Genomic DNA, 24719 nt, shown 5'->3' with positions numbered 1-24719 from the left:
CGAATCGCGACATTTGATTTCGCTCAAAAACAACGCAAACCGAAAGCCAACAACGTGACAAAAATCATTCGGAGGGCGCGTGTCCAGTCTTATCCGGGCAACGAATCTGTGGGGATACGACGAGCTGGTCAAAAGCCGGGGGGGCGATCCACTTCCCTTGCTGGCCCGTCATCATATCCCGCCGGCAGAAGAGCGGGACGATCAGTCTTTTCTGGTCTTCAAGCACCTCAATGCCCTGCTGGAAGAAACAGCCACCGAACTGGATGACCCCGCCTTTGGCATGATGCTGGCCAAGTACCAGGGGCTGGACATTCTTGGCCCCATTTCCGTCATTGCACGCAGTTCTCTGACCGTGGGGAAAGCCATCGACAGCATGGCCGGTTACCTGCATCTGCACGCCCCTGCCCTTTCGATGACGTTTGAAGCAACGCGGTTCGACGGTGCCCCGGCACTCCAACTGAAGTTCAGAATCGATAATGAAGGCGAGGAGTATCGCCGCCAGTCCCGCGAACTGACCATCGCCAATGCGGTGCAGGTCATGAAGCTGCTTTGCGGAGACAGGTTCCGGCCACTGGCCGTTGATTTCCCCCATGCCCGGATAGCGGACGAGTCAAATTACCGTGCGGTTTACCAATGTGAAGTGAGATTTGAACAGCCAACGCTGGGCCTTTACCTGCCACCGGCGGTCGCAGATCTTCCGCTCAACAGTGCCGACCATCAGACGTGGCAGATGGCCAAGCAATACCTGGATTCACAGCAGGCACCCAATGCGCACTCGTTGTCGGAAGACGTAACCCGCCTGATAAACACGCTGTTGCCAACAGGCCAGTGCAGCAGCAGTGCCATCGCCTCTCACCTTTCCATGCACAAGCGCACACTGCAGAGAAAGCTGGCCAGGGAAGGGGTGACCTACGAGCAACTGCTCAATGACGAAAGAATCCGAATGGCCCGGCACTATCTGGAAGAACCCAACCTCGGGCTCAGCCAGATTACCGGCCTACTCGGATACTCGGAACAGTCGGCGTTCAGCCGGGCCTGCCGGGACTGGTTCGGGATGACGCCGAAGGCCTACCGGATACAAAGTTCCACCCCCACAGCGACATCACCATGATTGCCAATGCCTAAACTATTCTAGGGACGCTTCAAAGGCTGACATTGCCAATTCTACCTCTTGCGCAAACCTTGCTGCCGCTACAGGGAGTGCCCGGTCGTGATGCATTCCCAAAACAAGTTTACCAACTGGCAGTCTCGGGTCCATCAATGGCAAAGCAACCAGTTCACTAGAAAGAGGGGGCACGTCAGTACCGTGGCAAGATGGAGCTCCAATCTCAACCTGAAAGCATACTCCACCGGGAGGCGGCCCCCTGGCTCTCATTGGACGACAATCCAGAACTTAAGCAGTGTCGACGCCTGCCTGCGCCTGAGGTGCAGGCAGTCTTCCCATGCTTTCCCAGCTACTCACCCGATTCAGAAGCACACACAATTACGCCCGTTATCCTTGGCGTTGTAGAGCTGGATATCGGCCTCTTTCATCAACACTTCCAGATTGTCGGCGGGGAGCTGTGACAGTCCGGAACTGAAGGTGAAGCTGATTTCCCCTTCCGGGGTTTCCACAAAACTTTCTTCAACCTGTTTCCGAACCGCATCAAGCAGGCGGGCTGCCTTTTCTGCAGCCAGGCCCGGGAACAATACACAGAATTCCTCGCCACCAGTTCTCGCAATCAGGAAGCGACCTAGGGATTCCTGCAGGATCTTTGCGAAGGCAATCAGTACCAGATCCCCAACATCATGGCCGTAGCTGTCATTGATGCTCTTGAAGAAATCAATGTCCATGATGGCGAAGGTCAAAGGCGTGTTACCTGATTGTGCCTGGGCAATCATCTTACGGGACTGCTGGACAAAATAGCGGCGGTTATGGATACCCGTCAGCGTGTCTCGGTAAGCCATGCTGAGGAGTTCTTTTTTCCGTTCCATGCCATCTACGGCATGCATGATCCGACAGAAGAATTCCTCGTGGGAAAAAGGCTTGTACAGGAAGTCGTTAGCGCCGTTCTTGATGAACTTTGCTGACAGGTATTTGTCTTCAGCCGATGACAGGCCAATAACGACGAGATCCACTTTCTCATGTTGATGGCGCAGGGCATGAATCAGCTCGAAGCCGTTCATCACCGGCATGTTGTAGTCCGTCAGCAGGATATCAATCTCGGGATCAGCCAGGATGGCCTTCAGCGCCTTCTGCCCATCAGCAGCTTCCACCACCTGAAACTGGTGCCGGCGCAACAGCTCGGTAATGAACGAGCGGGTCACTGATGAATCTTCGGCAACCAGTACCTTGATATCTCGATTACGGTACAGCCGGTTAACAAGGTTCACGCAGTACTGATAGCTGTACAGGCCTTCTTTCTGCACGTAATCGACAATTCCCTGTCGTAACAGCGCATCCCGGTTTTCATCGAACATGCGCCCGGTCAGAACGATGGTGGGGATTTTTTGCTGGAGCATGTAATCCACCATTTCCCCGTTGGGGGCATCCGGCAGATTCAGGTCCACAATGGCAGCAAACCAGTCGTCCCTGCTCTCCACTTGTTTGCGGGCGGCTTCCGCCGAGTCCGCATAAAACACATCAAAGGTCAGTACCTGGCTTGCGATATGACGGAGGATTTTGGTGACAACAAGGGAGTCTTCGACAATCAGTACCGATGGCATGCAAAGTCCTGGAGCTACGTCTGTTTTAGATAAACGTAGCATTACGGATGCCGGTTGTCCCGTTAAAGGCGCGCCATCGCCTTTGCCTGTCTGCGATCAGCCAGCCCGACTGCCAGAATACCCAACCCGATCAGGCAAAACCCGACAATATCCGATGCCCCCGGCTGCTCCCCCAGAATGATCGCCGCAGAGACCAGCCCCACCGCCGGCACAGCCGCCGAACTCAGCGACATGGTAACCGCAGGCAAAGACCGGATGGCACCAACCTGCGCCGCCACGCAGACACCGGAAGCAATGGCACCACTGAAAATAATATTCACCCAGAATGCCGGCTCCCAGCGGATGCTGGAGGCGTCCTCCATCAACAGGGAAAGCGGAACCAGCAAGAAAACTGACGACAGCAACTGCCAGGGAATAAGCGACAACACATCACCCCGCCAATGATGCCTGCGGACATGCACCAGACCAGCGGTCCAAACCAGGGTCGCCAGTACAATCAACCCACCGCCAGTGATCGTTCCTTTTGCATTCCAGTCGATCGCCATGGGATTGAAAATCGCCATAAGTCCGGCAAGCCCCAATCCGGTTCCCAGCAGACGCGGCAAGGTAAACCGCTCACCGAGGAACATGGCGGCTGCAGGCACCACCCAGATAGGCGACGTATAGGCGAGTATCGCAGCCCGCCCTGCCGGCATGAACTGCATTCCGACCGTTACAAGGGTAATAAACCCCATGTTCTGGAGAATACCCACGGAAAACACGACGGGCACATCTGCGCGATGAGGCAGTCGAAGAATCCCCATTGCCCGGGCAATCAGGAACATGGTCGCTGTACCCAGAATCATCCGGATAGTGGTGTAGAGCAGCGGCGGACTGTAATCCAGGCCCATCTTGAGGATCGGAAAATTGACGCCCCAGGTCAGAGCTGTGAACGCCAACAGCATGTACCCGTTACGCCAGGCGTAACCGGTCCCCGCTGCGGACATCGCGTCAGCAGAACGGGACATGCTTAGTGTTCAACCTTCAGCGCACTCTCGTGCCAGTTACGAAGCGCACGATCAGACATCCAGACCATCGCGGCAAACAACAGTATTCCGGTTACGGTAATCAGAATAAGCGCCGCAAACATCTTGGGAATCTGCAGGTTGTAGCCTGATTGCAGGATCATGTAAGCCAGGCCCGCCTTGGAACCACCGGTGCCAGCGACAAACTCCGCAACCACTGCACCAATCAGTGCAAGCCCGGAACTGATTCGCAGGCCACCAAAGAAATACGGCAACGCGCTCGGTATCCGCAAGCGCATCAGTTCCTGCCAGCGGCTGGTCCGGTACATGCGAAACATGCTCAACAGGTTGGGATCGACGCTGCGCAAACCCAGTGTGGTGTTTGAGATGATCGGGAAAATGGCCACGATTACGGCACACACGGTCAGTGCCCAGGTGGTATCGTTCACCCAGATGATAATCAACGGGGCAATGGCGACCACCGGAGTCACCTGCATCAGAACGGCGTAAGGGAACAGGCTGATTTCAATCCATTTGCTCTGAACGAACAGCAATGAAGCAGCAACACCCACCACCACGGCAATGGCAAAAGCCAGGAAGGTTACCTTCAGGGTCATCAGCAGGGCATTAAACAGGGAAGAAAAGTCCGTGACCAGCGACTGCCCGATATCTACCGGGCTCGGGACCAGGTATTTCGGCACATCAAAGGCCATCACAGTCAACTGCCATAAAACCAGTACAAAAACCCCTACCAGCAGCGGAGCCGCAACCTGCACAAAGCGTTCATTACGAATCAGTGGCGTACTCATGATTGCGCCTCCTTTTTGTCTTCACCCATCGTGCTTGCTCGCTCCAGTGCCTGGGAAACCTGGCGACAGTAGCCGGCGAACTCTGTCGATACACGGAAATCCGGAGAGCGCGGGAACGGCTGTTCGATCTTGATGTCATCAACGATCCGGCCCGGGCGCGCTGCCATAACCACGACCCGGCTGGAGAGATAGACCGCCTCGTAAACACTGTGGGTGACGAACACGATGGTCCAGCCGTTGTCCTGCCACAGCTTCAACACATCGTCATTCAGTTTGTTCCGGGTCATTTCATCCAGGGCACCAAACGGCTCATCCATCAGCAGCAGATTCGGCTCAGTCACCATCGCCCGTGCGATGGAAGCCCGCATCTGCATACCGCCCGAAAGCTCCCGGGGATAGCTTTCGTCAAACCCTTTCAGGCCTACCATATCGAGGGCATCATCAATTTTCTTTTCGACTTCCTCAGAATTACCGGCGTGTTCGAGATCCAGCGGCAGGCGCACATTCTTCCGAACCCGGGCCCAAGGCATCAACGTCGCGTTCTGGAACACAAAGGCAAGCTTGCGCCCCTTGCTCCCGACCACGTCGTAGTCTTGCTCCCACCATTTCACGGTGCCCGTGGTCACCTCGCCCAACCCCGCCATAATTCTCAGCAGAGTACTTTTCCCGCAACCGGACGGGCCGAGCAAGCTGATGAATTCGCCCTGTTTAACGGTGAGATCTGCACCCTTAAGCGCAACCGTACCGTTGCCATAGATCTTGTTAACCCCATTCACCTGCAGAACAGGTCGGGCCCCCGTTTTGCCCTCAGCAACCGGCGCCTCAGACTCTGGGCTTGGCGCCGGCTTCAGGGGTGTAACCTTGGTAGCTGTCATAGTGATTTCTCCAGGGCCGGCCAGGGTCTTTCCCGGCCGGCATCAGGACGTTGGTCGTCGTGGCGCTTACGGCAGCACCGGCTCTTCTGGCAGGAATTCCCGGGTGTAAACGTCGTTAAGATCCAGATCGGCAGATGCCAGACCGGCTTCAACCATGAAATCCTTGATCTTGTTCCAGCGCTCATCGGTCATGACACCGATCCCCATGGTCTGGGCATCGCCACCAGTCACCAGTTCGTACTCTTTCATTTTCTCGATACCGTAGGCGATCTGCTCCGGGGTCATTTCCGGGTTTTCTTCCATGATCAGCTTGTTGCCTGCCTCGGGGTTTTCGAGGTAGCTTTTCCAGCCTTCCATACTGGCCTGGACAAAGCGTTTCACCACATCAGGACGCTCTTCGATCATGCCGGTCGTGGTTTCAATGGTGGTTGCGTAAGGAGGGTAACCATAGTCAGACAGCAGGAAGACGTTCGGCTCAACACCCCCTTTCTGGATGGCAAACGGTTCCGACGACAGGTACCCCTGCTGGACAATGTTTTCGTTCGTCAGGAATGGCGCAACGCTGAAGGTATAGGCGTTAACCACATCATCCTCAAAGCCATACTCTGCCTTCAGCCACGGCCAGAAGGTTGAGTGAGCATGAGTAGCGATATAAACAGGCAGGCCCTCTTCCTTGATCTGTTCAAGCGATTCCACACCCGGGTGCGCAATCAATGCTTGAGGATCGCCCTGCATTGAGGCAGCAACGGTTTTTACCGGCAAGCCTTTTTCAACAGCATTGATATTGCCAATCGGGTAACCCATCAGCATGTCGTAGCGGCCGCTGACCAGCAATTGAGTGCCGTTTACCTGCGGACCACCCATCTTGATTTCAACATCAAGGCCGTGCTCTTTATAGAGGCCAGTTGCCAGAGCCTGGTAAAAGCCACCATGCTCCGCCTGGGCATACCAGTTGGTACCAAAGACCACTTTGTCCAGCTCTTCAGCGGACGCTGGAGCGAAAGCCACCAGGCCAGCCATCATGAGTGAACCGCCCAGAGCTGCTCTCAGTTTTGTCTTCATGGATTCTCTCCTGAATTCCGGCGACTCGCGCCGCTCTTAATTGACCATTTGTTCAAGTTTTTAAAAGCAACGCCCGTGCCACCCCGAAAATTTATTTAAAAACCTTTATTTACAATTGGTTATGAATTACAAAAAGAATCTGTAAGTGCACCACCCTGAAACAGAACCTGCCCAACTGCTCTGGTTTTGTGCGTTGAATAAGCAGGCACTCCAAGGCTCCAGCACAGAAAACCGGGCACAAAAAAAACCGCCCGAAGGCGGCCAAAAAGGACAACACAACATCTACGCTTACTCAGCGACCGTTGCCAACGCATTAATTTGAATAGGCAGCCAGCTCTACCGAGGCTGGCTCTGGCTGTACCCAGCCTGACAGGCGAGCCACACGGGCACCCAGGGCACGCGCAATAGCCCGTTCATTCTCATCAACAGGGCGATTGCCGTCGAAGCCCGTCACTGTCGTAGCACCGTACGGAGAACCACCTTTGTCGGTTCGAACCAGCTCCGGCACACTATGGGGAACCCCCGCCAGTATCATTCCGTGCTGCATGAAGGGCATCAGTAGGGACAACAGCGTCATTTCATTGCCGGAATGCATCCCCCCGGTAGAGGTGAAGGCCGCACCCACCTTGCCGATCAGGGCGCCCTGACGCCAAAGCGGGGCCACTTCATCAATAAACGCTCGTAGAGGAGTACTCATCAATCCATAACGGGTAGGAGATCCCCAGATAATGCCCCGGGCCCACTCAAGATCTTCCGCTGACGCCCGGGGCAACTCGCGATAATCTTTCTGGGCTGCCACGAAATCCGGGCGCTGGTCGTCGACACTGAACTCCGGCTCAGAAATCTCTACACGACGCAAACGAACCTCCGCACCCTCGGACTCCGCGCCTTCAACAATAGCCTTCGCCAGGCTCAGGGTGCTCCCGTAGCGGGAATCTACAACAACCGTTACACGACTCTCGGTCATGACTGGCTCCTTAAGCGCCGTGGTTCTTCCAGAAGGTTTCATGGACCTTCGCCGCCTCGTCTTCGAGCACCGGCCCAATAACCTCTACGTCGCGCTGACCAGATCCAAACACCACCCGGCACGGCAGATCCAGAGTCGGGTTTTCGGGATGGTTGCCTGTGATCGTTTTCAGGCGATGTTCACTCAGGCCGTAGACAACCCGTCCCAATCCCGCCCAGTACGCCGAACCGGCGCACATGCAGCAGGGTTCAGCGGAAACATACATGGTGCAGTTGGCGAGAAAATCCGGGCGCCAGGTTTTGCTGGCCCGCGTCATCAGAACGCGCTCAGCATGTCCGGTCATGTCCTGATCTGGCAGATAAGCATTACCCTGCTCCATCAAAACCTCGCCATCACCATCGACCAGGATTGCTGCAAAGGGGTGTATTCCGTCTTCCGCGAGCTGGTTGGCCAGTCCAATGACTTTTTCCATCATGGCCTGGTCGGTATCGTTCAGTTTTTCCATATCAGTTAAATCTTTAAACGTGTTGATTGATTCCGCAGTCGCTCACTTTCTGGGCAGGCTCCACGGGAAGAAAATCTGTTGTGCCCATTGCACGGACTTGAACAGCAGCAGGCTGACCACTGCGAGGAAGAACAATCCGGCAAACGCCTGGGGAATCCGGAAGAAGGAAGTCGAGAACTGGATGAAGTAGCCCAGCCCCTCCTCAGCAGCCACAAACTCCGCGACAACAGCACCGATAATCGCCAGGGTAATCGCCACGCGCAGGCCACTGAAAATGTGAGGGATAGCGTAGGGAATACGGATCTGCCAGGTTTCCCGGCGGGTGGGCGCGTCCAGCGAACGACTCAGCTCAATCAATTCTGCCGGGGTTTCGTTAATCCCGGTAGCCGTGGAAACAACCAGCGGGAAAAAGGTCAGCAGGCAGGTGATCAGCACCCTCGAAGGATCATCGGAGCCCATCAACACGATGATCAGCGGTGCAACGGCCACCACGGGGGTGGACTGAATCACCACCAGTAACGGATACAGGGTCCGGCTCAGCAACTCTGATCTCATCATCGCGATAGCGATGGGAATCGCCACCAGAATAGAGACCACAAACCCCATCAGGGCCACCCGCAGCGTCGCCCACAGGTGCGTCATCCAGCGACTGAATTCAACGTTGAAAAACGCATCAACAATGGCCGACGGTGCAGGCAACACATACTCGGGCAGTGAAAAGACCTGGCACACCAGCTCCCAGAGCACGATCAGGGCCAGGAAGAACAACCAGGGCGCCGCTGTGAGCAGGAAGCGCCCGGCCTTCCCATCAGGCAACTTCAGGCTCATAGATATGCTTCCTCAGTCGTTCAGTGAGTTTCCCGAAATGCGGATTGGAGATGGTGTGGGTAGTGCGAGGCCGGGGCAGATCAACAGAAACCATTTCCAGCACCGTACCTGGTCGTTTGCTCATCACCAGCACCCGGTCCGCCAACAGCACGGCTTCGGAGATGGAGTGAGTGATGAACAGCACGGTTTTCGGGTTTTCCTGCCAGATCTTCAGCAAATCAAAACCAATCTGCTCCCGGGTCATGGCGTCAAGCGCCGAGAAGGGCTCATCCATCAACAGGATATCCGGGTTCAGCAGCAGCGCACGGACAATGCCGACCCGCTGCTGCATACCGCCAGAGAGCTCATCCGGCATTTTGTTAGCAAAGGTTTCCAGGCCCGCCATAGCCAACAGTTCATCAGCCCGCTTTTCGTCTTCACGACCATAGCGACCGTATTTGTGCTTGAGCGGAAACAGCACGTTCTTGCGCACAGTCAGCCAGGGCAGCAACGTCGGCTTCTGGAACACGATGCCGACATCGTCCCGCGGACCATCGACTTCCTTGCCAAAGACCGAGACAGATCCCTCGCTGGGCTTCAGCAGGCCGGCAATCATCCTCAGCAGCGTGGATTTCCCACACCCCGAAGGGCCAACCACGGCGACGAACTCATGCCGCCGGATATCCAGATTGATACCGGTGATCGCCGGCGGAATGTCCGGGTTCGGATCATACCGGTGCCCGACTCCAGCGAGCTGGACGAACGAACGGTTGGTGGCGGATTCGGTCATTCTTACAGAGCCTCAAGCAGATCGCGGTCGATCACGGTTTCAGGGTTCAGAACGCCCTTCTCCAGCTTTTCAGCCTGCGCAACCCAGTCCCAGGTCAGGGCCACACGTTCTTCGGTGAGAGCACCCAGCCCATCACGGTCACTGACACTGTTCACGACCAGTTTCATGGTGTCGCCGATCTGTGCGGTGACCACATCAACATCAACCTCAGGCACCATGCTGTGTAGGTCTTCTGCGGCTTTGCGCGGGTTGTCATGGGTGAACTTCAGAGACTTGTCGAAGGCACGCATGAAACGCTTGGCCACGTCCGGGCGCTCACTCAGAAACTTGTCGCTGGCAACCACCGAGGAGGAGTACAGTTCCAGACCAGCATCAGACCAGGGAAGCACCACCAGCTCGTTGCCCGTTGCTTTCGCCTGATCGGCAAACAGAGCGATGTTGGTCACCCAGGCGATGATGGCATCGGTACCACCGTTCATCAGCATGGGGCCAAGGGCACCCGGATCCGCCTTGGTCAGTTTCACCGCATCTTCAGCCAGGCCGTTGCCCTTGAGCACCAGAGGCAGAAACGCATTGGATGAGGTAAACGGAGACGTCGCAACTTTCTTGCCGTCAATGTCTGTCAGCTCTGCAATGCCGTTTTTCTTGAGAGTAAAGAAGGCATGGGGCGCCTGATTGAAGATGCTATACACTGCCTTCACAGGAAGGCTGTCATCCTGAGCCTTGGCCGCCATAAGCGCGCCGATATCCGCACTACCGATGTCGGCCTGGCCAGTTGCAATCTTGGTAATCGCATCTGTAGATCCACGACCGCTGGCGATGCTGACTTCCAGACCTTCCGCTTCGAAGAAACCCTGCTGCACACCGACATAGACCGGAGATTTATCCCCACCCGGCAGCCAGTCCAGCTGATAAGTCACTTTATCGGCAGCCAGGGCACCCTGGCTCATCAAACCGCCAGCAAGTGAGGCGGCGAACAGAAATGAACGTGTGAAGCCTTTACGCATGTGTTTTCCCCTTTATGGTATATCGCCTGAAATTTATTGATCATTCGGTCAGGTTTTATTTAAACAAAGCAAAGGGCAGGCCAGATTGGTTAACATCGCAGCATAAAATCCCGGGAATCAGCCTTCGCTCTTGAAAACACTTCAATTTACAGGCCATATCCATGGGGTCTGGAAGCACCCCCGGAGGACCCCCGACCCTCACCAGGGACACTCCAGACACCGCGCACTGCGCCCGAATCTAGTGCAAAACCATCAGGCGCGCCCTGATATGAAGCCACCTATCTTTCGCCCGATACTTTCCCAAGCGAACGACCTCCCGGTTTTTCAGCCCCGCCACGCCAACACCCCCAATCTTCGGCATGGCACACTTTGTGAATTACTGACCAACTGGACAATATTGATAGAGCACTCGGAGAGTCTCCATGATCGCGACAGAACCATCGACAGCATCACTGCCCGTCATCGACCTGTCTCTGCTGACAGGAACACCTCAACAACAGCAATTACTCACCCGGTCTCTGGCCGATGCCTGCCTGCATACCGGTTTTTTCTATGTCAGCGGGCATGGCATTGCAGTCGAACTGATCAATCGGGTATTCGCAGAATCCCGCGCCCTGTTCGGCCTCCCGGACGAGCAAAAAGACGCCATCAACAAGAGCCTCTCCAGGGCTAACCGAGGTTACGAGCCACTGAAAGGTCAGACCCTTGAACCGGGGAGCCCGCCGGATTTGAAGGAAGGCTTCTATATTGGAGAAGAGCTGGACGATTCCGACCCGCGAGTACAGGCGGGACGCTTCAATCAGGGTGCCAACCAGTGGCCGGCTTCGCTTCCCGGCTTTCGCGACACGATGACCGAATACTTCACGGCCCTGAACCAGCTGAGTGCCCGGATCATGGAAGCCCTCGCGCTGTCTCTGGACCTGAACCAGCGTTTCTTTGACGACTTCTGCCATCAGCCCCTGTCAACGCTGAGACTGCTTCACTATCCGCCACAGCCCACCAACCCGGCACCCGGCGAAAAAGGCTGCGGAGCCCATACGGATTTCGGCGGCGTCACGATCCTGCTGCTGGACGACAATCCCGGTCTGCAGGTGTGGGATGCCGGGAATGAACAGTGGATCAACGCCAACCCGATTCCCGGCACGTTCGTTGTCAATCTGGGAGACATGATTGCCCGCTGGACCAATGACCGCTACCGCTCCACTCTGCACCGGGTCGTCAACACCTCCGGCGCGGAGCGCTACTCGGTTCCTTTTTTCTACAGTGGCAACCCGGATCATGAAGTCGTCTGCCTCCCCACTTGCCTCGCAGAGGGAGACGAGCCCCATTACCCACCAACAACCGTTGAAGCGCACCTGATGGACATGTACCGGAGGACCTATGCATAGGCCCCCCATAACCGCCGTACTGATCCACGGTGCCTGGGCGGGAGGCTGGGTATGGGATGCCCTGACTCCGCATCTGGAAGAGCGCGGGTTCCGGGTCGTGGCGCCAGACCTTCCTGGCTGCGGCAAACGCCTTGGAAACCCGGAAGAAGCCTCATTGGCACAGTGCGTATCCGATCTTGAGAAGCTGCTTGAAGAGGTGCCGCCCCCCCTGTTCCTGGTGGGCCACTCCGGTGGCGGGGCCGTCGCGACCCAGCTCGCTGAATCCCTGTATGAGCGGGTTATCGGCGTTGCTTACCTGGCAGGCATGATGCTGCCTTCCGGTACCGGCTTTAGCGACGTTGTCACTTCAATAATTGCAGAGCACCCGGAAGCCTCCGGCATTGGTCCGTTTCTGACCTGGGAGGCCGACGGTCTGGTATCCAGAGTGCCGCCGGAAGCCATTCGCGAGATTTTCCTGCAGGACGTCAGCGAGGAGACAGCGGCTCAGGCCATCCCACGGTTCAATCCCCAGGCTGAAGGTAGCCGGGCCCTTGTACCCGAGTGGAGCGAAAGCCGCTTCGGACAACTGCCCAGACTGTATGTCGAGGCAACAAAAGACCGCTCAGTTGTGTTACCCGTCCAGCGGCGCATGCAACAGCTTGTGCCCGGTGCCGAAGTCATTTCCCTTAACACCGGCCACGTTCCACAGGTTGCATCGCCGGAAGCGGTGGCCAAGGCGCTGGTAGAGTTTGCCGCAGTCACCATACAGCACGTACCGAATTCCCGAGCAGATAAGAGTTCACTATGACTGAAACACTGATACTGAAGAACGCCCGCGTCATCGCCACCATGGACGACGACGGCCAGGAGATTGAACAGGGCTATGTCCTGGTCCGAGGTAACCGGATTGAAGCGGTCGGACCTATGGCTGACTGCCCTGATGATGCTGACCGGATCATCGACCTCACCGGTCACGTAGTCATCCCGGGCCTGATCAACACTCACCACCACATGTTCCAGTCCCTGACCCGTGCCCTGCCCGCAGCCCAGGACGGTGAGCTGTTCGACTGGCTCAGCGCCCTGTTTCCGGTATGGAAGAACATCACTCCGGCCATGCAGCGAGCTGCCAGCCGTACCGCCATGGCCGAGCTGATGCTGTCCGGCTGCACCACCGCTGCCGACCATGCCTACCTGCACGTCAATGGCATTACCCTGGACGACAGCGTTCAGGCTGCCACGGAGATGGGCATCCGTTTTCACGGTGCCCGGGGAGCCATGAGCCTCGGCCAAAGCAAAGGCGGCCTGCCACCGGATGAACTGGTCGAACAGGATGAGCACGCCATTCTTCGGGACATGCAACGGGTGGTTGAAACCCATCATGACCACTCTCCGGACGCGATGATCCGTGTGGCACTGGCACCTTGCTCACCGTTCACGGTTACTACCGATCTGATGCGGGAAGCCGCCATCATGGCACGTTCCCTGAAAGTCGGCCTGCATACCCATACCGCGGAAAACTGGAAGGACCTGGCGTTCAGCAAGGAACGCTATGGCATGACCCCGACCGAATTTACCGAGGATGTAGGCTGGGTCGGCGACGATGTCTGGCATGCACACTGCGTGCATCTGGACGACGCGGGCATCGCGCTGTTTGCCCGCACCGGCACCGGCGTTGCCCATTGCCCCTGCTCGAACATGCGCCTGGCATCCGGCATCGCGCCCGTAAGGAAGATGCTGGACTCTGGCGTAAAGGTTGGCCTCGGAGTGGACGGCAGTGCCTCGAACGACACCGGCAACCTGATGGATGAAGCCAGACTGGCTATGTTGTCGGCGCGGGTACGGGATCAGAACCCCGGCGCCATGACAGCCAGGGAAGCCCTGCGAGTGGCTACGCGCGGCGGCGCTGAGGTACTGGGACGTGGAGATGCACTGGGACGGATCCAGCCTGGCTACTGCGCAGACATCGTCGCTTTCCGTACAGATGACATCGCCATGGCGGGAGGCCAGAGCGATCCGCTGGCATCGCTGGTGTTCTGCACGCCACCACGAGTCAACTGGAGCATCATCAACGGTCGTGTGGTGATTGAAGAAGGCAACCTGCTGACCCGGTCACTGCCACACATTATTGAGGAACAGAACCGGATGGCTGAGCTGCTGACCCGCTAGCAGCCGTCACGCTGTCCGGCGGGCATGCCACCGGACAGCCTCCCCGCGATCACTGACCTTTGAGGTGGTGATAGCCACGATCAAAATAAACCAGACTACCGGCGTCATCGTGCTGGCGAACACTCACAACCTCGCAGAACAGAATGTCGTGGGTTCCCACGCTTGTTCGTTTGCTGACGGTACAATCGAAGCTCACCAAGGCTTCGTCGAGCACCGGAGCACCCGTCACCGCCTTGCTCCACTGCGCCCCGGCAAAGCGTTGATCCATATCGGTCTTGCCACCAAACAGGTTCGACAGGTCGGACTGGTGGTCTGCCAGAGTATTCACGCACACGCTGTCATTCCGGTTGAAGGTGTCATACACCGACGCACTGCGGTTCAGGCACACCAACAGCGTCGGCGGCTCATCACACACACTGCACACCGCTGTCGCGGTAAAACCGGCACGGCCACCGGGGCCATCGGTGGTCACCACATTGACCGCAGCCGCCAGGGTCGACATGGCATTGCGGAATGATTGTTTGTCCACCAGTGGCGGCATGGTCAGCACCTCATGAAGTTGCTGTTGAGATTTCATGCTTCTCTCCTTACGCCAGTTGGCAGGCGTCTTCGAAGGCCAGGCGTGGTAACCGGCCATAGAGTTTTTCCGGGTCGCCATAGCCCAGGTTGATCAGCAGATTGGCTTTCCAGGTCGTACCGGCAAAAAAGGCCTCATTCAGTTTGTCCGGATCAAAGCCGGACATAGGACCGGTATCCAGACCCAGTGAACGGGCTGCCATGATCAGGTAGGCCGCCTGCATGGAGCTGTTTCTGAATCCTGTTTCATGGGCCATTTCCGGACTCGAAGTGAACCAGCTACGGGCATCACCATGGGGAAACAGTTCCGGCAGTCGCTCGAAGAACTCCTCATCGTGGGCGACGATCACCGTGACTGGGGCACTCATGGTCTTGTCCCGGTTTCCGCTGGAAAGGCAGGGTTCCAGCTTTTCCTTACCCTCCCCACTGCGGACAAAGACAAACCGGCCCGGACCACAGTTGGCGGAGGTAGGCCCCATTTTTACCAGGTTGTAGAGTGCCTGAAGGGTTTCATCAGAAATGGACTGATCCTTCCAGCCATTGTGAGTTCGGGCCTCGGTAAACAGTTGGCCAAGGGCCTTTGCATCAAGTTGTTGGCTCATAGGGCCTCCTGAGTCGTTAGAGCCTCGGTGGGCAGACGATGTTTCCTGAGGTGGTCCAGCATCAACTCATTGAAGCGCTCCACCTCGGTGACATTGACGGCATGCCCTCCTTCCGGCAAAAGTCGAATTCCCGAATTAGGCAGCCGGGAAGCCAGTTTCTGGGAGCAGGTCCAGGGCACCAGGGCATCGTCCCGGGTGGCCAGTACCAGGGTATTGGCCCGGATTGATGCCAGGTCCTCAGGCTTCGGTTGCCAGGACTGAAGCGCCGCCAGGCGTCGCAGAACGTTCTCCTGTGAAGGGAAACTCGCCAGCATGTGAGAGGATTCCTGCTCCAGCCATTCACTGTTTTCCGCAATCCACACCGGCGGGAACAGGAACAGCGGCTGGGCTTCCAGATACGCCTCAGGCCCGGAGCTGAGCAGCAGCTTCCTGCGCACCGAAAAGCAGCGCCGGGAGTGGGCGTTGGGTTCCGCCCAGGCGTTGATTAACAGCAGACTGCCGACCCGCCCAGGCGAACGCCGGGCAAGCTCCAGACCGATCAGCCCACCAAGGGCATGCCCGATGAAATGCACAGGACCGGCAATCTGTTCTTCCAACAGCGCATCCAGCTCAGCGGCCATATCGGCAACCGTGTAGAACTCGGGAATATCACCGCGGCTCCGACCGGTACCAAACTGGTCGTACACCAGAACCCGGTAGCGTTCGGTCAGGGCCGGCAACTGGGGAGCCCAGTATTTCCCGGAACCCCCGAGCCCGGCACTGAGCACCACGGTCTCACCGTCGGCGGGGCCGTGGGCTTCCCAGTAGAGAGTGCCTGCTGCGCTTTTCATCATTTACCTACGTGGGCAATACTGGCTATTTCGATCAGCGCATCCGGCTTCACCAGCCCACACTGGATGCAGTAACGGGCCGGTTTCTCGCCCGGGAAGTACTCGGCGTAGACTTTGTTCACGGCCGCGTAGTTGTCCCAGTCAGTCACCATGATCATGTTGAAGGTAACGTCATCCATGGTGCCGCCAGCCGCTTCAACAACGCCTTTGATGGTTTCCAGAACGTGCCGGGTCTGGGCTTCTGCATCACCTACGTGAACTACGTTGTTGTCCTTGTCAAAAGGCAGGGTTCCTGCCACGTACAGAACGCCGTCGGCCATGGAACCGGGTACGTATGGAGCCAGTGGTTTTCCTGTGCCTTCGGGAATAATGGAAGTCTTGGGCATGATGTCTCTCCGTTGGTTATGCAGTCGTTGATTCGGTTTGAACAGTGTCGGTGTCGCTTTCGGCCCCGGTCTCAGCACCAGTCCCGGCTTCGCCGAATGTCCGGCAGAAGTCGTCAGTGCTGGAGACCCAGCCAAAGAAGGTTTCGATGTTGTAGAGCGCAGCCTGCTGGATGAACTCGGGGCCTGCCTGATGAGTGGCATCCGCCAGGACAACGCCGAAATACTCCAGGAAAAACCCATCGCGCAGGGTGGACTCCACGCAGACGTTGGTGGCGATGCCGGTGAACACCAGATTGCGGATGCCACGGCTGCGCAGAATGCTGTCGAATGAGGTATTGAAGAAGCCGCTATAACGGGGCTTTGGAATGACAATATCGCCAGCCTGAGGCTTCAGTTCATCCACCAGGTCATAATCCCAGGTCCCCTTGGCCAGCAAGCTGCCGTTCAGTTCCGGCTCCTTGCGCATGGTCTTCAGGGCATTGGACTTGTACCAGTTCGGGGAGCCCGGTCCACCGGCTTCCACGTACTCGGCATCCCACCCGTTCTGGAAGAAGATTACGGGCATCCCCGCCGCACGGGCGGCCGCTATCGCCCGCTGGATCTGACGGATAACCGGCCCGGTTGAGGACACATCAAAACCGGCCCGGTCCAGGTAACCGCCAATGGTGGAATAGGCATTCTGCATGTCCACAACCACCAGAGCGGTCTCACTGGCCCGCATATGCAGCGGCTCTGGTTTGCCCGGCAGTTCCAGCGCCGGCTCAGCACCGGTATTCAGGGCATAGCCCGATTGCTCAGTTGCGATGCTCATACGGCCTGCTCCAGTTCCTGGTTAACATGCACCCGGGTTTTCATCAGCGGCTGAATGTATTTGCCGAAGTCCTCAATGCCCTGCACAAAGTCATCGAAGGTCAGCATGACGCCACTGACGCCGTCGACAGTGCCGACTTCGTCCAGCATCCGGGCGACGTTTTCGTAGGAACCCACCAGGGTGCCCATATTGATGTTCACTGCGGAAGTCGGGTCAGCCATCTGGCGGATGTTGGTATCAGACTTGGACTTCTTGTCTGCGGCACCCTGCTCGCCCAGCCAGGCGACGGCTTCCTCATCAACACCGTCCTTGTAGGATTCCCATTTGGCGCGAGCCGCTTCGTCCGTTTTGTCTGCAATGATCATAAACAGGGCAACGGAGCTTACTTCCCGCTCGGAGTCTTCCATCGCCTTCACCAGACGATCCACCGTTGGAGCAAACGCCGTCGGCGTGTTCACACCCTTGCCGAAGCAGAAGTTGTAATCGGCATACTTGGCAGTGAACGCCATACCCGCCTCACTCTGTCCAGCACAGATCACTTTCATATCAGCCTTGGGAACCGGGCTTACGCGGCAGTCATCCATCTGGAAGTGATCACCTTTGAAATCGCTATGGCCCGTCGCCCAGAGGTCCCTGAGAACCTGTGCGTATTCACCCAGATAGTCGTAACGGGAACCGAAGAACTCATCCCCCGGCCAGAGTCCCATCTGGCTGTATTCCGGTTTCTGCCAGCCCGTTACCAGGTTGACACCGAAGCGACCATCCGAGATGGAATCAATGGTGGAAGCCATACGTGCCACAATGGCAGGCGGCAGGGTCAGCGTTGCGGCGGTGGCAAAAAGCTGGATCTTGCTGGTGACTGCAGCCAGGCCGGCCATCAGAGTGAAGGACTCCAGGTTGTGCTCCCAGAATTCGGTTTCACCACCGAAACCGCGCAGCTTGATCATCGACAGTGCAAAGTCGAAACCGTAACTTTCCGCTTTCTGGGTGATCTCCTTGTTCAGCTCGAATGTCGGCATGTACTGGGGGGCATTTTTCGAAATCAGCCAGCCGTTGTTGCCGATGGGAATGAAGACACCGATGTTCATCTGCTCACTCATGGGTTACTCCTTGATGTTTGCTGTTCGGTGGTGAAATACCGCTCACCACCCGTCATTCACGCTCTTTCACACCAAGGCATAATGCTGGCCAAAATAGATTTTTTTGTTCCAAATCAATTTATTAGTATTTTCATAAAAGACTTTTCAGACCATATGGTCTGTTTTAGAGCACCTGGTTTGTGCACGGCGGACATTTTTGGGGCGGAGATACTGAGTGCATTCAAAAGACCTATCCATCCCGAAATCCGGTGCTAGAATGAGCCACCGATCAACCCTGTGGAGAGTCATGTGAGCGCCACCAGAAAAGGCAAGGAAGCAGCCAGCCCGAGCAAACGGAAACCTCAACGAGTGCCTACCGCCGCATCTCTCAACCGGCGTATGCGCAACAGCGAGAAGAAGCGGGCGGCGATCCTCGAAGCAGCACTGACTACCTTTTCCCAGTACGGCTTGCACGGCACGAGCATCGACCAGATTGCACTACTGGCCGACGTCTCCAAAACCAACCTTTTCTATTACTTCAGTAACAAGGAAGAGCTCTACGTCAGCGTATTGCGCGAGCTTCTGGACCTCTGGCTCAGGCCGCTGCGGGCATTCACGGAAGAACAGGACCCTATCCAGGCCATCCGGGACTATATCCGGGTCAAACTGGAGTTTTCCCGGGACCATCCCGCTGAATCACGATTGTTCTGTATGGAAGTCATGCAGGGCGCACCGCTGATGCTGACGGAACTGCAACAGCCATTACATGATCTGGTAGAAAACAAGATCGCCGTTATTCAGTCCTGGATCGACCAGGGCAAACTGGCGCCGGTAGAACCCTACCACCTCGTTTTCTCGCTCTGGGCAACCACCCAGCACTACGCCGATTTCCGGGTTCAGGTAGAAGCCGTAGCCGGCAAGACGCTGGAAGATCCGGGTTTCTTTCAGGAAACTCTGAGCAGCCTCGAAACCATCATTATCGAAGGCGTCCGCCCCCGCTGAGGGGAGCGGACCTCTCCTCCCCAGACTCCCTGCCCCCAATTTGGGCCTAAATTAGAACCATGCGCTCTAATTTAGACCATTTGATCCAAGTCAATTTTTATTAAATTCATAACCTGCTGAATTTTATGGGTTTATAAAAATGGCACGCTTGCTGCTATGTCATCCAGCAAGCGAGAACGCCTCTTTGTTTCCGGCTGATTCCAGGCCCTTCTCGCGATAACCGAATTGAAAGGAGGGTGTGAAACATGCAGTTGCAACACGTACCAACGATTGACCTTGGCCCTTACTTCGAGGGCACTCCCGAAGGCAAAGCCCTGGTGGCAAAAGAGGTCGACAGAGCCTGTAAGGACATCGGCTTCCTGGTGATCACTAATCACGGCATCCCCAAGGAACTGGTAGACCGCGTCTACTCGCTGAGCCGCAAGTTCTTCAACCTGCCCATGGCTGAAAAACGCAAAGTGGATCGCCCAAGCCCTGACCAGGTGCGCGGATACAGCGCCGTCGCAGAGGAGAGCCTGTCGTACTCCCTGGAAGAGGCGGCACCGGGTGACCTGAAGGAATCCTTCTCCATCGGGCCTACAGATGTGCCCGAGGATGACTACCACCGCGGTCCGGCGGCTGGCCCCCACTTCGCCCCGAATGTATGGCCGGAATCCATTGAAGGCTTCAAGGAAGCCTACGCTGAGTATTTCGATGCCATGAGCGATCTGGCCCGGTCCCTGATGCGCATCTTCGCCTTGTCCCTGAAGCTGGATGAACACTTCTTCGACGACAAGATCGACAAAGAAATCAGCATGCTGAGAACCCTCAGCTACCCGAACATGGGCACCAACATCGAAGAAGGCCAGATGCGTGCCGGCGCCCATACCGACTACGGCAGCCTGACCATCGTCAAGCCTGACAACTCGCCGGGCGGCCTGCAGGTCTGCAACCAGAACGGTGACTGGGTCAGCGTGCCCTACGTGGAAGACAGCTTCGCGGTCAACATTGGCGACCTGATGATGCGGTGGACCAACGATCAGTGGATTTCAACCCTGCATCGGGTCGTCAATCCACCGATGGATTCCGACGCATCCGCCCCCCGACAGTCCATCGTTTTTTTCCACCAGCCCAACTACGACGCCATGATCGAGTGCCTGCCCAGCTGCCTTGATGAGGACGGCAAAGCCAAGTACCCGGCTGTCAGCTCCGGCGACCACCTGAAGTCCAAGTTCGTAAAACAGACCACCTTCGGCGGCACCCAGGAGGTGGCCTGATATGAGCACGCTTTCCTACGTCAATGTGTTCGCAGAGGACATCGAAGCGCTGAGTGTTTTCTACCGCGACCTGTTCGGGTTCAAGGAAATTCCGGAAATCCGTTCCCCCATTTTCCGGGGGCTGGATACCGGACGCTCCTGCATTGGCTTTAACGCCCTGGACGCCTACGAACTACTCAAACTCGACGACTACTCGGACACCAAAGGCTGCAAGTTCCTGCTGAACATCGACGTGGACAGCAAAGAGGAAGTGGATGAATACGTGCCCAAGGCCCTGGCCTCGGGTGCAACGCTCATCAAGGAGCCCTACACAACCTATTACAACTGGTACCAGGCCGTGCTCCTGGACCCCGAAGGCAATGTCTTCCGAATCAATCACATGATGTAAAACCGCCTCACCCAACCAAAGGAAGTACCAAGATGAAAAAACTCATACTCAGTGCCTGCTTTGCACTGGCCGGTTTAGTTGGCCTGACGACCACCGCCCACGCAGAGGGCTTTACCCTCAAGGGCGAGCCGAAAATTGCCATGCTTTACATCTCGCCGACCAACGACGGCGGCTGGACCCAGGCCTTCGAAGAAGCCCGCCAGCGTCTGGAAAAAGAACTGGATATGAAAATCCAGTACGTTGAAAGCGTGCCCGAATCCGCATCGGCTATACGCCCGGCGGTTGAGCGCTTCATCAAACGCGGCACCAACATCATTATCGGTACCGCGTTCGGCTATTCCGATACCTTCAAATCGCTGTCTGAGGATTACCCTGACGTCGCTTTCCTGAATGGTTCCGGCACCACCAACGGCCCCAACCTGCTGTCCTACTATGGCCGCACCTATGAAAGCCAGTATCTGTGCGGTATGGCGGCAGGCGCTGCGTCTGAAACAGGGAAACTGGGCTTTGTCGCTGCCAACCCGTTCGGCCAGGTGAACTGGACCATCAACGCCTACGCCATGGGTGCCCGTGAAATGAATCCGGATGCCACCGTGACGGTGGTTTACACCGGCGCCTGGAACGACCCCACCAAGGAACGCTCAGCCACCAAGGCACTTATTGATCAGGGTGCTGACGTCATCGGTCAGCACGTAGACACCCCGACCCCGCAACTGGTTGCCCAGGAAAACGGCGTATACGGCACCGGCCATCACCGGGACTTCCGCGAATTCGCTCCCAAGGCAACGGTGTGCTCCTCTGTCTGGGTCTGGGATCGCTTCCTGAAAAACGAACTGGAAAAGATCATTGCCGGCAACTGGGTGCCTGAGCCCCACGGTGCACTGCTGTCTATGGAACAGGGTGGTACCGACATCGCCTGCTGTGGCCCGAACATCGACAAGGAAGAAGAAGCCAAAATCATGGCCGCCCGTGACAAGCTGCTCAAAGGCGAGCTGAAAGTCTATGCCGGCCCTCTGAAAGACCAGAACGGCAACGTCCATGCTGAAGCGGGAGAAGTCGTATCCGACGGCGATCTCTGGCAGATGGACTGGTTTGTTGACGGAGTGATTACCCAGCAATGAGTAAACAGAACGCGATCCAGCTGAACGGTGTCAGCAAGACCTTCGACGGTTTCAAGGCTCTTTCTGACGCTGATTTCACCGCCAGGTGGGGAGAAGTGCATGCCCTGCTCGGTGAAAACGGAGCCGGGAAGTCGTCCCTGATGAACATCGTGGCCGGCCTCTATGGCCCCGAAGGCGGATCGCTGTTCATTAACGATAACCCGGTAAAACTCAAAGGGCCGAAAGAGGCTGCAAAACTCGGCATCGGCATGGTTCACCAGCATTTCAAGCTGGTAACGCCCTTTACCGTTGCCGAAAACATCCTGCTGAACCTGGGGCATATCCAGTCCAGCGGGCTTTACCGGGAACGCCTGCGCCGGGTATCTGAGGATATCCGTGCAATGGCAAAGCGTATCGGGTTCGAGATCGATCCCGATGCCCGTATTGACCAGCTTTCCATCGCAGAACAGCAGCGTGTGGAAATCCTGAAAGTGCTGTTGGCCGGTGCCAGGATCCTGATTCTGGATGAGCCAACCGCCGTACTGACCGAAGAAGAAGCTGAACGCCTGCTCACCACCGTGCAGGGCTTTGCCCGCGAAGGCGCCGCTGTGATCCTCGTGACCCACAAGATGAACGATGTTCTGCGCTATGCGGACCAGGTCACCATCATGCGTTCCGGCCAGACTGTAAAAACCGTTAAACCAGACTCTGTCTCGGTGGACGAACTGGTCAGGCTGACCGTCGGTGAATCAGGTACAGGAACCTCTGATCAACCGGCCGAAAGGACGCCCGGCGAGGCCTACCTTCAGGTCAAAGGACTCACCAGCACCGGTAGCCACAGGGCCCTCAACGGGCTGGACCTGACTCTGAACAAAGGCGAAATCTATGGCATAGCCGGTGTTGGCGGTAATGGCCAGAGCGAACTGGCCAATGCCCTGATGGGTATTCCCGAAGCCGTGGAAGGTCAGATGGAACTCATCGGTGAAGGAGACCTTTCGGAATTCGACGCAGCCCGGCGCCGGAGTATCGGCGTCGCCGCCATCCCCGCCGACCGTTATGGAGCTGCACTTGCAGGCCCCCTGTCCATCGCTGACAACTTTGCCCTGGGCGACATTCATTCCGGTCGCTACGGCCCGTTCTGGTACCTAAAAACCCGGGCCATCGAAGCGGATGCTGCGGAAGCGGTCAAACAGTTTGACGTGCAGGGGGTTCGTTCCCTCAAGCAGAAAGCCGCCCTGCTCTCTGGCGGCAATGCCCAGAAACTCGTCATTTCCCGGGAATTCAACCACCCTCCCAAACTCGTCCTCGCTCACAGTCCCAGCCGGGGGCTGGATGTCAAAGCCACCGAAGCTGTGCGCGACCGCCTGCGCGCCGCACGGGACGACGGCGCAGCCGTTCTGTTGATCAGCGAGGACCTGGACGAAGTCATGGCCATGGCGGACCGGATCGGCGTGATGTCCGCCGGTCGCATTGTGGCCGAATTTTCACAGCCTGCCGATCGTCAGGCCATTGGCCAAGCAATGGTGAACCATGTCTGAATTTGCATTACGAAGACCCCTGATGAACCGCAGGTATGCGCTGGAAGTCCGCCAGCAGATGGCCTGGTACTGGCAGGCCCTGATCATCGCAGGCTCCCTCATTCTTGGCCTTCTGGTTTCCGGCACCATTCTGGTGGTCGCCGGCGTACCGGCAGGGGAACTGCTGAATGAATTCGTGATCCTGACGCTGTTTGATGCCCAGAGCCTTCAGTCTGTCCTGTTCCAGGCATCGCCCCTGATTATGGTCGGCCTGGCAGGTTGCCTCGCGTTCCGGGCGAAATTCTGGAATCTGGGACTCGAAGGCCAGATGATTTTCGGCGCCATCGGCGCCACGGCCATCACTATGTGGGACATTGGCAGCCCGGCCATACGCCTGCCCCTGATGATGGCGGCGGCCATGGCCTGCGGTCTGTTGTGGGCAATCGCACCGGTTCTGTTGAGACTGAAGCTTCAGGTGAACGAAATCGTGTCCACCCTGATGCTTAATTACATAGCCATCAACTTCCTGCTACACCTGATGTACGGTGCCTGGAAAGACCCCAAGGATGCCTTCCCGTACTCGCCCAAATACGAGAGTTTTGAACTGCTGCCAGAGTTTGGCGATGGCTTGAGTATGTCGATTCCCATCGCCATTGTGATTGCCTTGGTCGTCCTCTGGTTCATCAACATTTCCCGCGCCGGACTTTACCTTCGGTTTGTGGACAAAAGCCCGCAGGTCGCCCGTTCCGTCGGCGTTCCGGTGGCAAAAACAATCCTGCTCGCCGTGCTCTTTTCAGGTGCTCTGGCAGGACTCGCGGGCCTGATGGTGGCCGCCGGACAGGAAGGCAGGCTCACCCATTCGTTTTATGTCGGGTACGGCTTTTCCGGGATTCTTATTGCCTTCCTCGCCCGCAACAACCCCATCGCCGCCACCTGCGCAGCCTTGCTGATTGCCACTCTGTTCGTCGCGGGCCGCAGCCTTCAGGTGTTCTACCAGATCCCATTTGCCATGGTTCAGTTGATCCAGGCCGTACTGGTGATCTGCGTCGCCTCGTCTGATTTCTTTATCCGCCACCGTATTCGCCGAGTTCAGGGAGGGGAATGACC

Annotated in this window: 26 protein-coding genes; 10 read left to right on the top strand and 16 right to left on the bottom strand. The window is 57.0% G+C overall.

All coding sequences use genetic code 11. The annotated features are described in order from the left end of the window. Positions 1-79: 79 nt before the first annotated feature. Positions 80-1111, top strand: a complete 1032-nt coding sequence (locus FWJ25_RS18110) for an AraC family transcriptional regulator (protein ID WP_149601672.1) — start codon at positions 80-82, stop codon at positions 1109-1111. A gap of 356 nt (positions 1112-1467) precedes the next feature. Here FWJ25_RS18110 and FWJ25_RS18105 read toward each other — a convergent pair whose 3' ends face one another. The 10 genes from FWJ25_RS18105 to FWJ25_RS18060 form a co-directional block, all read right to left on the bottom strand. After that, complete coding sequence (locus FWJ25_RS18105) at positions 1468-2706, bottom strand: GGDEF domain-containing response regulator (protein ID WP_188093665.1); 1239 nt, start codon at positions 2704-2706, stop codon at positions 1468-1470. Positions 2707-2768: 62 nt separating this feature from the next. Then, entirely contained in the window at positions 2769-3713 is a 945-nt protein-coding gene (locus tag FWJ25_RS18100) for a DMT family transporter (RefSeq protein ID WP_149601670.1), read from the bottom strand. A gap of 2 nt (positions 3714-3715) precedes the next feature. Next, on the bottom strand, positions 3716-4519 hold the full coding sequence (locus FWJ25_RS18095; RefSeq protein ID WP_149601669.1) for an ABC transporter permease: 804 nt from the start codon (positions 4517-4519) through the stop codon (positions 3716-3718). After that, positions 4516-5394, bottom strand: coding sequence for an ABC transporter ATP-binding protein (locus FWJ25_RS18090; RefSeq protein WP_149601668.1), 879 nt, complete (start codon positions 5392-5394; stop codon positions 4516-4518). Before FWJ25_RS18090 ends, FWJ25_RS18095 begins: the two co-directional genes overlap by 4 nt. A gap of 66 nt (positions 5395-5460) precedes the next feature. Beyond that, the gene (locus FWJ25_RS18085; RefSeq protein ID WP_149601667.1) at positions 5461-6456 is read right to left on the bottom strand and encodes an ABC transporter substrate-binding protein; all 996 of its coding nucleotides are present in this window, start codon (positions 6454-6456) and stop codon (positions 5461-5463) included. 313 nt (positions 6457-6769) lie between these two features. Beyond that, a complete protein-coding gene (gene wrbA, locus FWJ25_RS18080) occupies positions 6770-7423 on the bottom strand; it encodes an NAD(P)H:quinone oxidoreductase (RefSeq protein WP_149601666.1) in 654 nt (217 codons plus the stop codon). 10 nt (positions 7424-7433) lie between these two features. Further along, positions 7434-7898, bottom strand: a complete 465-nt coding sequence (locus FWJ25_RS18075) for a nucleoside deaminase (protein WP_223163271.1) — start codon at positions 7896-7898, stop codon at positions 7434-7436. 72 nt (positions 7899-7970) lie between these two features. Further along, positions 7971-8756: an ABC transporter permease gene (locus FWJ25_RS18070; protein WP_149601665.1), complete on the bottom strand. Its 786-nt coding sequence runs from the start codon at positions 8754-8756 to the stop codon at positions 7971-7973. Next, on the bottom strand, positions 8737-9525 hold the full coding sequence (locus FWJ25_RS18065) for an ABC transporter ATP-binding protein (protein ID WP_149601664.1): 789 nt from the start codon (positions 9523-9525) through the stop codon (positions 8737-8739). The genes FWJ25_RS18070 and FWJ25_RS18065 overlap by 20 nt, the downstream gene beginning before the upstream one ends. Before the next feature lie 2 nt (positions 9526-9527). Further along, positions 9528-10532 (bottom strand): ABC transporter substrate-binding protein, encoded by a 1005-nt coding sequence (locus tag FWJ25_RS18060; RefSeq protein WP_149601663.1) that lies wholly within the window; start codon positions 10530-10532, stop codon positions 9528-9530. A 422-nt stretch (positions 10533-10954) separates the two neighbouring features. Between FWJ25_RS18060 and FWJ25_RS18055 the strand changes: the two genes are divergently transcribed. The 3 genes from FWJ25_RS18055 to FWJ25_RS18045 are packed head-to-tail and all read left to right on the top strand — an operon-like array spanning position 10955 to position 14065. Beyond that, on the top strand, positions 10955-11920 hold the full coding sequence (locus tag FWJ25_RS18055; RefSeq protein WP_149601662.1) for an isopenicillin N synthase family dioxygenase: 966 nt from the start codon (positions 10955-10957) through the stop codon (positions 11918-11920). Further along, a complete protein-coding gene (locus tag FWJ25_RS18050) occupies positions 11913-12707 on the top strand; it encodes an alpha/beta fold hydrolase (RefSeq protein WP_149601661.1) in 795 nt (264 codons plus the stop codon). Before FWJ25_RS18055 ends, FWJ25_RS18050 begins: the two co-directional genes overlap by 8 nt. Next, complete coding sequence (locus tag FWJ25_RS18045; protein ID WP_149601660.1) at positions 12704-14065, top strand: 8-oxoguanine deaminase; 1362 nt, start codon at positions 12704-12706, stop codon at positions 14063-14065. The genes FWJ25_RS18050 and FWJ25_RS18045 overlap by 4 nt, the downstream gene beginning before the upstream one ends. A 49-nt stretch (positions 14066-14114) precedes the next feature. On the opposite strand, the gene rutF is transcribed toward FWJ25_RS18045, so the two are convergent. From rutF to rutA, 6 genes are read right to left on the bottom strand one after another with little or no spacing between them, the layout of a single operon-like run. Further along, positions 14115-14642 (bottom strand): NADH-dependent FMN reductase RutF, encoded by a 528-nt coding sequence (rutF, locus tag FWJ25_RS18040; protein ID WP_149601659.1) that lies wholly within the window; start codon positions 14640-14642, stop codon positions 14115-14117. Positions 14643-14652: 10 nt separating this feature from the next. Continuing rightward, positions 14653-15243, bottom strand: a complete 591-nt coding sequence (locus FWJ25_RS18035) for a malonic semialdehyde reductase (protein ID WP_149601658.1) — start codon at positions 15241-15243, stop codon at positions 14653-14655. Then, positions 15240-16076 (bottom strand): pyrimidine utilization protein D, encoded by an 837-nt coding sequence (gene rutD, locus FWJ25_RS18030; RefSeq protein WP_246166885.1) that lies wholly within the window; start codon positions 16074-16076, stop codon positions 15240-15242. The genes FWJ25_RS18035 and rutD overlap by 4 nt, the downstream gene beginning before the upstream one ends. Continuing rightward, positions 16073-16459, bottom strand: coding sequence for a pyrimidine utilization protein C (gene rutC / locus FWJ25_RS18025; RefSeq protein WP_149601657.1), 387 nt, complete (start codon positions 16457-16459; stop codon positions 16073-16075). The genes rutD and rutC overlap by 4 nt, the downstream gene beginning before the upstream one ends. 16 nt (positions 16460-16475) lie before the next feature. After that, on the bottom strand, positions 16476-17270 hold the full coding sequence (rutB, locus tag FWJ25_RS18020; RefSeq protein ID WP_149601656.1) for a pyrimidine utilization protein B: 795 nt from the start codon (positions 17268-17270) through the stop codon (positions 16476-16478). Then, complete coding sequence (rutA, locus tag FWJ25_RS18015; protein WP_149601708.1) at positions 17267-18358, bottom strand: pyrimidine utilization protein A; 1092 nt, start codon at positions 18356-18358, stop codon at positions 17267-17269. Before rutA ends, rutB begins: the two co-directional genes overlap by 4 nt. Positions 18359-18748: 390 nt before the next feature. Between rutA and rutR the strand changes: the two genes are divergently transcribed. The 6 genes from rutR to FWJ25_RS17985 all read left to right on the top strand — a co-directional run bounded on the left by rutR (position 18749) and on the right by FWJ25_RS17985 (position 24717). Beyond that, positions 18749-19351 carry an HTH-type transcriptional regulator RutR gene (gene rutR / locus FWJ25_RS18010; protein WP_149601707.1) on the top strand — a complete coding sequence of 201 codons (603 nt, stop codon included), beginning with the start codon at positions 18749-18751 and terminating at the stop codon, positions 19349-19351. Positions 19352-19596: 245 nt separating this feature from the next. Beyond that, positions 19597-20607 (top strand): isopenicillin N synthase family dioxygenase, encoded by a 1011-nt coding sequence (locus FWJ25_RS18005; protein WP_149601655.1) that lies wholly within the window; start codon positions 19597-19599, stop codon positions 20605-20607. A 1-nt stretch (position 20608) separates the two neighbouring features. Beyond that, on the top strand, positions 20609-20995 hold the full coding sequence (locus tag FWJ25_RS18000; protein WP_149601654.1) for a VOC family protein: 387 nt from the start codon (positions 20609-20611) through the stop codon (positions 20993-20995). Positions 20996-21027: 32 nt separating this feature from the next. After that, the gene (locus FWJ25_RS17995; protein WP_149601653.1) at positions 21028-22116 is read left to right on the top strand and encodes a BMP family ABC transporter substrate-binding protein; all 1089 of its coding nucleotides are present in this window, start codon (positions 21028-21030) and stop codon (positions 22114-22116) included. Beyond that, positions 22113-23633 (top strand): ABC transporter ATP-binding protein, encoded by a 1521-nt coding sequence (locus FWJ25_RS17990; RefSeq protein WP_149601652.1) that lies wholly within the window; start codon positions 22113-22115, stop codon positions 23631-23633. The genes FWJ25_RS17995 and FWJ25_RS17990 overlap by 4 nt, the downstream gene beginning before the upstream one ends. After that, entirely contained in the window at positions 23626-24717 is a 1092-nt protein-coding gene (locus tag FWJ25_RS17985; RefSeq protein ID WP_149601651.1) for an ABC transporter permease, read from the top strand. Before FWJ25_RS17990 ends, FWJ25_RS17985 begins: the two co-directional genes overlap by 8 nt. Positions 24718-24719: the final 2 nt, after the last annotated feature.

The sequence above is a fragment of the Marinobacter salinexigens genome (assembly GCF_008370345.1).
Taxonomy (GTDB): Bacteria; Pseudomonadota; Gammaproteobacteria; order Pseudomonadales; family Oleiphilaceae; genus Marinobacter; species Marinobacter salinexigens.
The sequence above is the reverse complement of the archived record's forward strand: the minus strand, read 5'-3'. Positions and strand labels throughout refer to the sequence as shown.

Coding starts and splice junctions, on each gene's coding strand:
- wrbA (WP_149601666.1), bottom strand. CDS start 7,423: ATGACCGAGAGTCGTGTAACGGTTGTTGTAGATTCCCGCTACGGGAGC.
- rutR (WP_149601707.1), top strand. CDS start 18,749: ATGCGCAACAGCGAGAAGAAGCGGGCGGCGATCCTCGAAGCAGCACTG.
- FWJ25_RS17990 (WP_149601652.1), top strand. CDS start 22,113: ATGAGTAAACAGAACGCGATCCAGCTGAACGGTGTCAGCAAGACCTTC.
- rutB (WP_149601656.1), bottom strand. CDS start 17,270: ATGAGCATCGCAACTGAGCAATCGGGCTATGCCCTGAATACCGGTGCT.
- FWJ25_RS17985 (WP_149601651.1), top strand. CDS start 23,626: ATGTCTGAATTTGCATTACGAAGACCCCTGATGAACCGCAGGTATGCG.
- FWJ25_RS18065 (WP_149601664.1), bottom strand. CDS start 9,525: ATGACCGAATCCGCCACCAACCGTTCGTTCGTCCAGCTCGCTGGAGTC.
- rutF (WP_149601659.1), bottom strand. CDS start 14,642: ATGAAATCTCAACAGCAACTTCATGAGGTGCTGACCATGCCGCCACTG.
- FWJ25_RS18055 (WP_149601662.1), top strand. CDS start 10,955: ATGATCGCGACAGAACCATCGACAGCATCACTGCCCGTCATCGACCTG.
- FWJ25_RS18050 (WP_149601661.1), top strand. CDS start 11,913: ATGCATAGGCCCCCCATAACCGCCGTACTGATCCACGGTGCCTGGGCG.
- FWJ25_RS18075 (WP_223163271.1), bottom strand. CDS start 7,898: ATGATGGAAAAAGTCATTGGACTGGCCAACCAGCTCGCGGAAGACGGA.
- FWJ25_RS18000 (WP_149601654.1), top strand. CDS start 20,609: ATGAGCACGCTTTCCTACGTCAATGTGTTCGCAGAGGACATCGAAGCG.
- FWJ25_RS18095 (WP_149601669.1), bottom strand. CDS start 4,519: ATGAGTACGCCACTGATTCGTAATGAACGCTTTGTGCAGGTTGCGGCT.
- FWJ25_RS18100 (WP_149601670.1), bottom strand. CDS start 3,713: ATGTCCCGTTCTGCTGACGCGATGTCCGCAGCGGGGACCGGTTACGCC.
- FWJ25_RS18070 (WP_149601665.1), bottom strand. CDS start 8,756: ATGAGCCTGAAGTTGCCTGATGGGAAGGCCGGGCGCTTCCTGCTCACA.
- rutD (WP_246166885.1), bottom strand. CDS start 16,076: ATGATGAAAAGCGCAGCAGGCACTCTCTACTGGGAAGCCCACGGCCCC.
- FWJ25_RS17995 (WP_149601653.1), top strand. CDS start 21,028: ATGAAAAAACTCATACTCAGTGCCTGCTTTGCACTGGCCGGTTTAGTT.
- rutC (WP_149601657.1), bottom strand. CDS start 16,459: ATGCCCAAGACTTCCATTATTCCCGAAGGCACAGGAAAACCACTGGCT.
- FWJ25_RS18085 (WP_149601667.1), bottom strand. CDS start 6,456: ATGAAGACAAAACTGAGAGCAGCTCTGGGCGGTTCACTCATGATGGCT.
- FWJ25_RS18005 (WP_149601655.1), top strand. CDS start 19,597: ATGCAGTTGCAACACGTACCAACGATTGACCTTGGCCCTTACTTCGAG.
- FWJ25_RS18105 (WP_188093665.1), bottom strand. CDS start 2,706: ATGCCATCGGTACTGATTGTCGAAGACTCCCTTGTTGTCACCAAAATC.
- FWJ25_RS18045 (WP_149601660.1), top strand. CDS start 12,704: ATGACTGAAACACTGATACTGAAGAACGCCCGCGTCATCGCCACCATG.
- rutA (WP_149601708.1), bottom strand. CDS start 18,358: ATGAACATCGGTGTCTTCATTCCCATCGGCAACAACGGCTGGCTGATT.
- FWJ25_RS18090 (WP_149601668.1), bottom strand. CDS start 5,394: ATGACAGCTACCAAGGTTACACCCCTGAAGCCGGCGCCAAGCCCAGAG.
- FWJ25_RS18060 (WP_149601663.1), bottom strand. CDS start 10,532: ATGCGTAAAGGCTTCACACGTTCATTTCTGTTCGCCGCCTCACTTGCT.
- FWJ25_RS18035 (WP_149601658.1), bottom strand. CDS start 15,243: ATGAGCCAACAACTTGATGCAAAGGCCCTTGGCCAACTGTTTACCGAG.